Origin of the sequence: Acinetobacter lwoffii, from assembly GCF_022809915.1 — a bacterium.
In the GTDB taxonomy this organism is placed as follows: domain Bacteria; phylum Pseudomonadota; class Gammaproteobacteria; order Pseudomonadales; family Moraxellaceae; genus Acinetobacter; species Acinetobacter lwoffii_M.
On the sequence record NZ_JALGQY010000001.1, the window covers coordinates 113,288 to 125,148 of the forward strand.

The 11,861-nt window shown below is 46.0% G+C and carries 9 protein-coding genes; 8 read left to right on the forward strand and 1 reads right to left on the reverse strand.

Features of this window, described 5'->3' with window-relative positions; translation table 11 throughout:
- The first annotated feature begins 8 nt into the window (after positions 1 to 8).
- The 8 genes from MTX11_RS00550 to MTX11_RS00585 all read left to right on the forward strand — a co-directional run bounded on the left by MTX11_RS00550 (position 9) and on the right by MTX11_RS00585 (position 9,204).
- On the forward strand, positions 9 to 1,028 hold the full coding sequence (locus tag MTX11_RS00550; protein WP_129717172.1) for a sulfate ABC transporter substrate-binding protein: 1,020 nt from the start codon (positions 9 to 11) through the stop codon (positions 1,026 to 1,028).
- 184 nt (positions 1,029 to 1,212) lie between these two features.
- Positions 1,213 to 2,124, forward strand: coding sequence for a 16S rRNA (cytosine(1402)-N(4))-methyltransferase RsmH (gene rsmH / locus MTX11_RS00555; RefSeq protein ID WP_085064331.1), 912 nt, complete (start codon positions 1,213 to 1,215; stop codon positions 2,122 to 2,124).
- A 76-nt stretch (positions 2,125 to 2,200) separates the two neighbouring features.
- Positions 2,201 to 2,467 carry a cell division protein FtsL gene (ftsL, locus tag MTX11_RS00560; RefSeq protein WP_370940785.1) on the forward strand — a complete coding sequence of 89 codons (267 nt, stop codon included), beginning with the start codon at positions 2,201 to 2,203 and terminating at the stop codon, positions 2,465 to 2,467.
- Positions 2,468 to 2,482: 15 nt separating this feature from the next.
- On the forward strand, positions 2,483 to 4,306 hold the full coding sequence (ftsI, locus tag MTX11_RS00565) for a penicillin-binding protein PBP3 (protein WP_243474095.1): 1,824 nt from the start codon (positions 2,483 to 2,485) through the stop codon (positions 4,304 to 4,306).
- Between the two features lie 11 nt (positions 4,307 to 4,317).
- Entirely contained in the window at positions 4,318 to 5,814 is a 1,497-nt protein-coding gene (locus tag MTX11_RS00570) for a UDP-N-acetylmuramoyl-L-alanyl-D-glutamate--2,6-diaminopimelate ligase (protein ID WP_243474096.1), read from the forward strand.
- A gap of 9 nt (positions 5,815 to 5,823) precedes the next feature.
- On the forward strand, positions 5,824 to 7,227 hold the full coding sequence (locus MTX11_RS00575; RefSeq protein ID WP_180180633.1) for a UDP-N-acetylmuramoyl-tripeptide--D-alanyl-D-alanine ligase: 1,404 nt from the start codon (positions 5,824 to 5,826) through the stop codon (positions 7,225 to 7,227).
- Positions 7,228 to 8,346, forward strand: a complete 1,119-nt coding sequence (gene mraY / locus MTX11_RS00580; RefSeq protein ID WP_243474097.1) for a phospho-N-acetylmuramoyl-pentapeptide-transferase — start codon at positions 7,228 to 7,230, stop codon at positions 8,344 to 8,346.
- 54 nt (positions 8,347 to 8,400) lie between these two features.
- Positions 8,401 to 9,204 carry a putative RNA methyltransferase gene (locus MTX11_RS00585; protein ID WP_243474098.1) on the forward strand — a complete coding sequence of 268 codons (804 nt, stop codon included), beginning with the start codon at positions 8,401 to 8,403 and terminating at the stop codon, positions 9,202 to 9,204.
- A 51-nt stretch (positions 9,205 to 9,255) separates the two neighbouring features.
- Here MTX11_RS00585 and ponA read toward each other — a convergent pair whose 3' ends face one another.
- Positions 9,256 to 11,781 (reverse strand): penicillin-binding protein PBP1a, encoded by a 2,526-nt coding sequence (gene ponA / locus MTX11_RS00590; RefSeq protein WP_243474099.1) that lies wholly within the window; start codon positions 11,779 to 11,781, stop codon positions 9,256 to 9,258.
- Positions 11,782 to 11,861: the final 80 nt, after the last annotated feature.

The window sequence follows — 11,861 nt, forward strand, 5'->3', positions numbered from 1 at the left end:
GTGCTGCCATGAAAATTCAATTAAAATCGTTATTTAGTGCTGCCTTATTGGCGACTGGTTTAGGCATGACCGCGACTGCTTCACAAGCAGCAGACCGTCAGTTTCTGAATGTATCCTATGATGCTACGCGTGAGTTCTATGATGAATTTAATAAATCATTTGGCGCTTACTGGAAAAACCGCACCGGTCTGGATGTGAATTTCAAGCAGTCACATGGCGGTTCGGGCAAACAGGCACGTTCTGTGGTCGATGGCTTGAAAGGTGATGTGGTGACTTTGGCGCTGGCCAATGACATCGAAGAAATTGTGAAATCTGGTCAGATTCAGCCGGGCTGGCAAAAGGAATTCCCACATAACTCGGCACCTTATACCTCGACGATTGTATTCATGGTACGCAAGGGCAATCCGAAAGGCATCAAGGACTGGAATGACTTAACTAAACCAGGCGTGCAAATTATTACGCCGAACCCGAAAACGGGTGGTTTGCCGCGTTGGGTGTATCTGTCTGCATGGGGTTATGCCGAGAAACAGCCAGGTGGCAATAAAGCCAAAGCACAGGACTTTGTCGGCAAGCTTTATAAGAACGTGAAAGTGATGGATTCTGCTGCACGTGCTTCAATGACCACCTTTGCCGAGCGTGGGATTGGCGATGTATTGCTGACTTGGGAAAATGAAGCCTTGGTCACGCAAAAAACCTTGGGTAAAAACAAGTTTGATATCGTTTATCCATCGATTACGATTTTGACTGAACCGTCAGTGGCGATTGTGGATCGTACCGTGGAGAAAAATGGCAATAAATGGTTAGCAACAGGTTATATCAATTACCTGTATTCACCGTTGGGTCAGGAAATGGCGGCTAAGCATTTCTATCGTCCACGTAATGAAAAAGTATTAGCTAAATATTCGGCACAGTTCCCGAAAATCAAAACCTTTACCATTGATGAAGTCTTTGGTGGTTGGGCCAATGCACAGAAAACCCATTTTGTGAATGGTGCAATTTTCGACCAGATTTATAACAGCAAACGTTAATTGATCTGCGAAGTCATCTGGATTGAAAAAAGCCTCCAAAACTGGAGGCTTTTTTGTATGAGAAAAACGCTAAAACGGTTTTCTCTATGGAAAGTAATATTTATCTACAAAAAGTCGTTTGGAGCTTTGCCTAAACAGGGTGATAATGTGCAGTTAAATTTTTCCCCCTATTGATTGAGTTTTTATGTCACATATTTCTGTATTACTTCACGAAACGATTGATGCCTTGTTGGCGGGTCGCAATACGGGAACTTATGTGGATGGGACCTTTGGCCGTGGTGGACATACACGTTTATTGCTGTCCAAATTAGATGAAAATGCACGCGTTTATGCCTTTGATAAAGATCCACAGGCACTGGCGGTGGCGGCTGAACTCGAACAAGAAGATTCACGTTTTAAAATTATTCATGCCAGCTTTGCCGATCTGAAAGATGCCTTGGCTGAACTGGGCATTGAACAGGTCGATGGGGTGATGGCGGATCTCGGTGTTTCTTCACCGCAGCTGGATCAGGCTGAACGTGGTTTCAGTTTTATGAAAGATGGCCCGCTGGATATGCGTATGGATAACTCACAAGGTCCAACTGCAGCAGAATGGCTGACCCAGATTGAAGAAGAAGCACTGGCGAATATCATTTTTAAATATGGTGAAGAGCGTTATAGTCGCCGTATTGCCAAAGCGATTAAAGCTGCGGGATATATTGATACCACGGCGAAGCTGGCTGAGATTGTGAAAGTAGCGCACCCGAAATGGGAAAAAAATAAGCATGCTGCGACCCGTACTTTTCAGGCGATTCGTATTGCTATTAATAAGGAATTAGAAGATATTGAAATCTTCTTGCCTCAGGCCGTTGAAATCTTGAAGCCTGAAGCACGTTTGGCGGTAATTAGCTTCCATTCACTGGAAGACCGTTTAATTAAACAATTTATTCAAAAAGAGTCAACGCTTGAAGAGGATTCAGGCTGGGGAATGCCACAACAACAGAAAGATACGCGACGTTTAAAGAAAGTTTCTCGTGTTAAAGCCAGTGATGAGGAGGTCAAAGCCAATCCTCGTTCACGTAGCGCATGGCTTCGGGTAGCAGAACGTTTAGCTTAATAGGCAGATCATGAAAACGGAAGTGGTTGATAAAAAAACAGAAAAATTGTGGCTAAAAAAAGTTACAATCTATCTCATGCTGATATTGATGGTCTTCATCAGTGCAGTATTTGTGGTATTTCAGGTATTTGAATACCGTCAGGATAACAGAAAGCTGAGTACCTATCTGCGTGAAAGGGATGACCTGAATGCAGAGTGGGGGCGTTTGCTGATTGAACAGCAAACTTTTGGCGCGACGGCACAGATCGGTACGCGTGCAGTGACACAGCTGCGTATGTATTCACCTCCAGTTTCACAAAGTGTCGTGATTTCCTTACCACAAACTTCAGATGAGAAAAAATAAGGCTAGCGTTCCGACATGGTAGACAAGAGAAAGAAGCAACCGGTACGTAAAAAACAATCGGTCACCGACAAAAATGCCTCAAATGTTTATATCAATCGTTTTTACATCATGTGGGCGGTGGTGCTGCTGTGTTTTGTGACACTAATTTGCCGTGCTTTCTATGTGCAGATTATTAATAAAGATTTTTTGCAGAATAAAGCCAATGCCAATATTTTAAGAACCAATACCATCAAGGCGATGCGTGGCGTGATTTATGATCGTAATGGCATTCCATTGGCGATCAGTACCCCGATCATGAAAATTGTGATTGATCCACGTGATTATTTTGACAATAAAAAGCTCTATGACGAGACCATGCTGGCGCTGGAAAAAGAACCGAATAGCCGCAAGCTCAAACGTCAGCTACCTGATAAAAACCTGAATCTGGATGAGCTGGCTGATGCAGTCGGTATGGATCGGGCAGAACTGCGCAAAAAAATGGAAGAACGTCCGCGTTCACGTTATCTGATCCTGAAAAAAGAAGTTCCGCCACAACAGGCCGAACTGATCATGAAACGTAATTTTCAGGGCGTATATACCGAGAAAAACTATAAACGTTATTATCCGCAGCCGCAGCCAAACTCTCAGATTATTGGCCTGACCAATAGCGAAGGCAGCGGCATTGAAGGTCTGGAAATGCAGCTGAATAGCCGTCTTTCCGGAAAGGATGGCGAGCAGCAGATCATTCGCGATAAAAAAGGCAACCGGGTCAAAGAACCTGAAGTGATTAAAGAAGTTGAGCCGGGCGAAAATATTACCCTGAGTATCGATTCGCGTCTGCAATATATTATGTACCGTGAGCTGACCGCGGCCGGTGTCGCCAATAATGCCCGTTCAGCGACTGCGATCGCTGTTGATGTCAAAACCGGTGAAATTCTGGCGCTATCATCATGGCCCTCCTATAACCCGAATGATAAAAATAGCCTGCTCAACAAGGATGCCATGCGTAATCGTGGTGCAGTCGATTCTTTCGAGCCGGGTTCGACTATGAAGCCGCTGACCGTGGCAATGGCGCTGGAAAGTGGCGAATATACGGCGAATTCAGTGGTGAATACCACACCGGGCAGTATGCGGGTCGGTAATCATACCATTCGTGATACGCATAACTATGGTCAGTTGACCTTGGGTGGCATTATCCAGAAATCCTCTAACGTTGGTGTGGCAAAACTGGCCTTATCGTTGCCGTATGAAACCTTACCAACCTTCTATAAACGTCTGGGTTTTGGTCAGCGTTCAGCGGTGAAATTCCCGGGTGAAAGTGCCGGTTTGATTCTTCCACCAAGCAAATGGAATGTATCAGAAGTGGCGACTATGTCTTATGGCTATGGTCTGAACGCCACCGTGTTACAACTGGCCGATGCCTATGCCATGTTGGCCAATAAAGGCGTAAAAATGCCGCTGAGCCTGTACAAGCTGGAAGAGCAGCCGCAGGGTGAACAGATGATCGATGCCAAGATTGCCGATCAGGTCCTGCTGATGATGGAAACTGCAACCTTGCCGGGGGGTACGGCGACTCGTGCCACCATTCCCGGTTATCGCGTGGCGGGTAAAACTGGTACTGCACATAAATTGCGTGCCGACCGTAAAGGTTATTCAACCAGTGAATACCGTGCATTGTTTGCCGGTGTGGCACCAGTCAGTGATCCACGCATTGCTATGGTGGTGGTGGTAGAAAACCCACAAGGCACTTACTATGGTGGTACGGTATCTGCACCAGTCTTTGCCCGCGTGATGCAGGAATCCTTGCGTCTGCTGAATGTCCCTCTGGACAAACCTTTAGAACCTCCCAAAGTCCAGTAAATAGGTGATCAATGTCTATTACATTTCAAGATATCTACACCCCTCACGATGTCGCTGACTGGATGAAGCAATCCTTTCAGGGCTTCGAGCTGGATAGTCGTAAAGTTAAACCGGGACAAATTTTTATTGCCCTGACCAGTCTGTCACAACCGGAAAAAACTACTCAATTTGCCCAGAAAGCCTTAGAGCAGGGTGCATTAGCTGTGATTTCAGAAACTGAACTGGATGTATCTCCAAATTTGGTGATAGCAGATGTACGTCATCTGATGGGGCAGTGGCAAAAGCAGTATTTGCAAGCTACTCAACCTGTTCAAGCTGCGCGTATTCTTGCAGTTACCGGCACCAATGGTAAAACCACGATTTCTCGCTTGGTGGCTGAATTCATCATGCTGCAAGGTAAAGCCTGTGCGGTAATGGGCACCACTGGTAACGGCATTCTGCCAAATCTGGAAGCATCTTCGCATACCACCCTGGATGCCTTGCAATTGCAAAATGCTTTGCATGGCTATGCGCAGGCCGGTGCAGAATTTGCTTCGATTGAAGCCAGCTCCCATGGTCTGGAACAAGGTCGCTTGAATGGTTGTGATATCGAGATTGCGGGTTACAGCAATTTGAGTCGTGATCATCTGGATTATCACGGAACATTGCAAGCTTATGCGGAAGCGAAATCACGCTTATTTCAGTTTGAATCTTTAAAAGTCGCTGTCATCAATATCGATGATGAGCATGCAAAGATCATGCTGGATGCTGCGAAAAATAATCCGGCACAGCCTAAAATTTTGACTTATTCCACCACACAAAAAGCGGATTATCAGGTTCAGGATATTCAATACAGCATTTCAGGTGCGACCTTTAAACTAAATACTGTTTCTGCTGAATATATTGTTAACAGTCCATTGCTGGGCCATTTTAATATTGAAAATCTGGTTGCCAGTCTGATCATGGCGGAGCAGGCTGGATTTGACTTGGAAAGTTTGATGGCAACTGTACCACAGCTCAAAGGTGCACCGGGCCGGATGCAGGTGCTGCGTGATGGCGAGCGCCTGTTTGTGGTGGATTATGCCCATACCCCGGATGCCTTGACTCAGGTTCTGGTGACCTTGAAACGTCATGTTTCACAAAATCTCTGGGCTGTTTTCGGCTGTGGCGGTGATCGTGACCGTGGTAAACGTCCACTCATGACTCAGGCAGCATTGGAGGGTTCAGATATCGCGGTACTCACTTCTGATAACCCGCGGACCGAAGATCCGGCACAAATTTTTGCTGATATGAAAAATGATATCGACTTTTCCGGCAAAATTTATCATGAAATTCATGACCGTCGTGAAGCGATCAAGTTTGCGGTTAAACATGCACAGGTGGGTGATATTGTCGTGATTGCAGGGAAGGGGCACGAAAATTATCAGGAAATTGATGGCGTACGTCACTGGTTTGATGACGTGATCGAAGTGCAAGCTGCGATTGATGCCCAGTATTGCAACACAGATTCAGCCTATTCAGCGCATTAGGATTCAGATATGCATACCTCAACAACAAGTACTGCGGCGCTGGAGCCGTGGAGCATAGAACAATTACAGCAGGCCACCCAAGGCTATTGGCTGAATGATAAAAAGCCTGTAGACCAGATCAAGCGGATTTTGACTGATTCACGTGATGCAGAAGCAGGTGATGCTTTTCTTGCGCTGAAAGGCGAGCGTTTTGACGCGCATGACTTTATTGCGCAAGTCGCGGCTCAAGGTTGTGAAATTGCCATTGTCAGCCGTCCGGTGGATGCCGATATTTGCCAACTGGTGGTAGAAGATACTCGTCTGGCATTGGGACAGTTAGGTGCTTATCGCCGTCAGCAGAATCCTCAACTCAAAGTTATTGCCTTGACCGGCAGTAGTGGCAAGACCACGACTAAAGAAATGCTGGGAAGCATTCTGTCGCGTCTGGCACCGACCTTGGTTACGCGTGGTAATTTGAATAATGACCTTGGCGTGCCGGTAATGTTGCTGGAGCTACGTCCTGAACATCAATATGCAGTGATGGAACTCGGTGCAAGTCATCAGGGTGAAATTGATTACACCTCGAAAATGGTGCAGCCGCACGTGGCTGGGATCATTAATATTGGGACGGCACATTTAGGTGAATTTGGCGGTCGTGACGGAATTTGCCGTGCAAAATCCGAGATTTATGCACATATCTCTGAAACCTCAATTATTCCTGCTGCAGATGATTTTGCTGAAACCATTCATGCCGCAGTAACAACTGAAAAAAGCTTGAGTTTTGGTGCTGGTGGGGATGTGTATGCCAGCGACGTGGTATTGGATGCGCAATCATCAACCTTTACCCTGAATACAGCGCAAGGCTCGAAAACAGTTCAGTTGCCGTTTGCCGGTGAGCATAATGTCGAAAATGCGACCGCAGCAGCAGCTTTCGCCTTGGCGATCGGTATTGGTCTTGATGATATCGTAGCCGGTCTGGAACAGGCCGTGGGTGCGAAAGGTCGTCTGAACTTTATTCCGCACAAAGACTATTTATTTATTGACGACACCTACAATGCCAATCCGGGTTCGATGCGTGCAGCGGCTGAAGTTCTGGCGCAGCAGCAGGGCATTCGGGTGATGGTCACCGGCGATATCGGTGAACTCGGTTCATCTGCCGCAATCGAGCATTACAAGCTCGGTCGGGATCTGGTCTCGGTAAAAGGCATTAATTTTGTGGTGGCTGTAGGTGAATTTGCGCCTGCCGCACAAGAAGGTGCTCGTAGTACACAATATGGTAAAAAAATGCAGGCTTTCCTGAATCAGGAACAGGCCTTGTCATTTTTAATTGATTTGATTGAAACACATCAACCTCAGCCGATGTCATTCCTGTTTAAAGGGTCGCGTTTTACCCATATGGAAACATTGATGGCTGCATTGATGGAGAAACTCTAAATGCTGTTATGGCTCTTTGAACATTTGGCGGGCTTTGACAGCACGTTTCAGGTGGTTCGCTATTTAACTTTACGTGCTTTGCTCAGTGTCTTGACGGCGCTGACCATTGGTCTGGTGCTCGGTCCTATAATGATTCGCAAGCTTCAAGCACTCAAATATGGTCAGGCAGTCAGCTCATATGCTCCTGAAAACCATGCCAAGAAAATGGGTACACCGACCATGGGGGGGGTGCTGATCCTGCTTTCGATTGGTATCTCAACTCTACTCTGGGCAGATCTTTCCAATCCTTATGTCTGGATTGTGCTGGGTGTGATGGTAATTTTCGGTGCAGTAGGCTGGGCTGATGACTGGATTAAAATCCGTTATAAAGACAATGCGGGTTTGCCTGCGAAGAAAAAATTCTTCTGGACTTCAGTGGGTTCATTAGGTGCTGGTATTGCCTTGTATGTAATTGCGCAGCAACAGACCAATCCGGTGCATACCGCGAATATGCTGGATCTATTGATTCCATTTTTCAAAGATTTGACCATTCCACTGTCGGCTATTCCACTGGGTATTGGCTTCATTATTTTCACTTACTTTGTGATTAATGGTGCATCTAATGCTGTGAACCTGACCGATGGCCTGGATGGTCTGGCAATCATGCCAATCGTGCTGGTCGCAGCAGGTCTGGGTGTATTTGCCTATCTGGCAGGTGATGTGCGTTTTGCCAATTATCTGCATATTCCCTATGTAAAGTACTCCTCTGAACTGGTAGTGATCTGTGCGGCGATGATTGGTGCCGGTCTGGCATTCCTGTGGTACAACGCCCATCCGGCTCAAGTATTTATGGGTGATGTCGGTGCTTTATCTCTCGGTGCAATGCTCGGTACGATTGCCGTCATGGTTCGTCAGGAAATCGTATTTGCGATTATGGCCGGTGTCTTTGTGGTGGAAGCGGTTTCAGTGTTCTTGCAAATCGGTTCATTAAGAATGCGTAATAAACGTGTATTCCTGATGGCGCCGCTACATCATCATTATGAAAAGAAAGGCTGGCGTGAAACCCAGGTGGTGATCCGTTTCTGGATTATTACGATTATGCTGGTAGTTTTGGGTCTAATGACCTTAAAATTGCGTTAAGAAATGCATGAGAAAAAGTCGGCGCATGCCGGCTTTTTTGTTTTGGAGAAAATGATGAATTTACTCATGTGCCCAGTCTGTCGCCAGCAGTTGAGCTTAAATGAAAGAACATGGCGATGTGAGAATCATCATAGTTACGATGTTGCCAAACAAGGCTATGTGAACCTGCATGTGGTTCAGCACAAGCATAGTAAAAATCCGGGAGATACGCCTGAGTCTGTGCAGGCACGTCGCGCATTTCTCAGTGCAGGTTATTATGCGCCTTTGCAACAGGCTGTCGTAGAGAAGATTCGCGAGTTGCGGATTGAGAACCTCTTGGATATTGGTTGTGGGGAAGGCTACTATACCGATGCCATGCAGGCCGAAGTGCTGCAATGTGTTGGGGTCGATATTGCCAAGAATGCGGTTCAGGTCGCAGCCAAACTGAATAAAGAGGTGACTTGGGTCGTGGGAACCGGAGCGACTTTACCAGTATTAGATGAGTTGATTGATCTGTGTACCAGCTTGTTTAGTCCAATTCCCAAACAGGAAATCCTGCGAGTTCTAAAACCAAAATCTTATTTGATGGTGGTGACACCAGCCCCACAACATTTATATGCTATGCGTGAAGCGCTGTTTGAAGAAGTGAAACCACATGAGCCGCAGAAGTTTGTTGGGCAGTTACAAGATGAATTTAATCTGGTTAGTGAGCAGGTGATTGATGCGCCAATGGTTTTGCCACAGGCTGATTTAAAAAACCTGATTGCGATGACGCCATATGCTTATAAGGCCAAACCTGAACGTCGTTTAGCACTTGAACAGCAGGATCAGTTTGAATTACTGGCTCAATATCAGATTTACCTGTTTCAGAAAAAATAAAAAATGCATATAAAAAAAGCCCTCAACTGAGGGCTTTTTTATATCTTCAGATTACTGGACTTCTTCGATCAGATTTTCCAGAGAATCTACCCGGTTCGGCTGAAGAGGCTGTTCTTGAGGTGCAGAACCTTCATCATCTGGTAAACGAATCGGTTGATCTGGTAAATCCTCAAAGTCAGTTTCTGTGCGTTTCGGGACGACCACAGGTGCAGGACGGTAAAGTGCTGTCGCCATAGGTGGAGAAGACGGATCATTCTGCTGCTCATCAGCCTGAACCACCTTATTACGATTTACCGGTGCTTTGGCATTGCGGTCTAAACGGACCCATGCTTCCGGCTGGCCTTTTAATGCCTTGCCCATAAAATCGGTCCAGATCGGTAGAGCTGCCACACCACCATATTCACGGCGACCTAACGTGGTTGGCTGGTCGAAGCCTACCCAGGTCACGGTGACTAACTTGCCATTGAAGCCAGCAAACCAGGCGTCTTTGGCATCGTTCGTGGTACCGGTCTTCCCGCCGATATCACTACGACCAATTCTTAATGCAGCACGGCCAGTACCATGCTGAATCACATCACGCAAAATGTTAGCCATGTCATAGGCAGAGCTGGATTTTAAAATACGCTGTGCCTGACGATAATTACTGTCTTCGGCAGAGACTTTAGGTGCAGCCTGTTTTTGCTCTAAAGTTGTATTGTTGATTGCAATTGCTTCATCATCTGCGGTAATAGGGTCAGTGGCTTGAACTGTTTCTTCTTTTTCATTAATACATGAAATACAGGCATATTCAGGCTTGGCTTCAAAGATGGTATTGCCATAGGCATCTTCAATACGGGTAATAAAGTGCGGCTGAATTCGGTAACCGCCATTGGCAAAGGTAGCATAGCCAGTCGCCATCTGAATCGGGAGGACCTGCGGGGTGCCTAATGCAATAGTATAGTTACGTGGAATCTGACTGTCTTGTAAACCAAAATCCATGAATAACTGACGTGTACGTTCAATCCCGACGGCCTGTAATAAGCGCACTGAGACTGTATTACGTGACAGATAAAGTGCACGACGTAGGGGGATCATGCCCAGATAACGGCCATCCGAGTTACGTGGCGTCCATTTGCCAATGGTAATGGGTGCATCATTGACCATAGTATGCGGCGTCATGCCACGTTCTAAAGCCAGGGCATAAACAAAAGGCTTAATGGTAGAGCCGGGTTGACGCCAGCCTTGGATTGCACGGTTAAATTTCGACTGATAAAAGTTATATCCCCCGACAATGGCTTCAATCGCACCATTATTTGGATTGATGGCAATCAATTGTCCTTGCACATTGGGGATCTGCACCAATGACCAAGAGGTTTTATTTTCATTGGGTCTTAAACGAACAATGTCTTTGACTTTGACAATCTCGGACGCTTTGCTCGGTGCACCACCTACACTGTTGACGTTACGAAAGCGACGTGCCCAAGACATACCTGACCAGGGAACAGTCACGCTGCTTCCGTCCTGCATGAGTGCTTCAAAACTGGAATTACCTACCTGAGTTACTTGCGCAGGATAGGTATTGGCATAGGCACGGAACTTGTCGAGAGGTTGATCATGTGCTTCAGCACCACGCCAGCCATGTCGACGGTCATAAGCCTCTAGGCCTTCCTGTACCGCTTGCTCCGCATAGGCCTGACGTACACTATGAATGGTAGTATAGACTTTATAACCAGAATCTACCGCCTGTTCACCAAAGTTTTGTACCAGTTCAGAACGTACCATTTCGCCGACATACGGGAATTTATTACGGGTACTCCGATCAGGCATATCTAAATTTACCGGTTCAGCAATGGCTTGCTGATACTGGCTTTGATTTAAATAGCCCAATTGCAGCATACGCCCCAAAATCCAGTTACGACGTTCCAAGGCGCGCTTGGGATTGGCGACCGGATTGTATCGAGAGGGGGCTTTAGGCAGACCAGAGATCATGGCCATTTGTGCAATTGAAAGCTCTTCTAAACTCTTGTTATAGTAAATTTTAGCTGCTGCTGCGATGCCGTAAGCATTTTTTCCCAAGAAAATTTTATTGACATACAAGGTCAGAATTTCTTCCTTACTTAAGTTTTGCTCAATTTTACGGGCCAGAAAAATTTCCGTCAGTTTGCGCTTCAGCGTCCGTTCAGGACTAAGGTAATAGTTTTTTGCCACTTGCATGGTAATGGTCGAACCACCGGTCTGTACATCCGAGCCGGTCACCGTCTCACTGAGTGCGCGTCCCAAACTTTTAAAGCTGATTCCGCTATGCTCAAAAAAGCTGGAATCTTCGGCAGCGAGAAAAGCATGAATAAATTCGGGTGGAATTTGTTCATATTTCACAGGAACAGAAAGCTTGCCTCCATATTCGGCAATTAATTCATTATCTGAACTAAATACTTGTAAAGGCTTTAATAAAGGTGCCTTTTTAAGCGTAGACATTTCAGGCAAAGATGGGGCAATATAGAGATACATGCCATAGAAACCCATCGGAATTGAGATCAGTATAATGATAATGATCAAAAAAAATGGATGAACAAGGCCTGAACAAGATAGCTTTTTCATAACAAGTAAGTTTTAATAAGAGCTAATGGCAAACTAATTACCGGTCAGTATATCCTGTCGATATCCATATTGTTAGATGA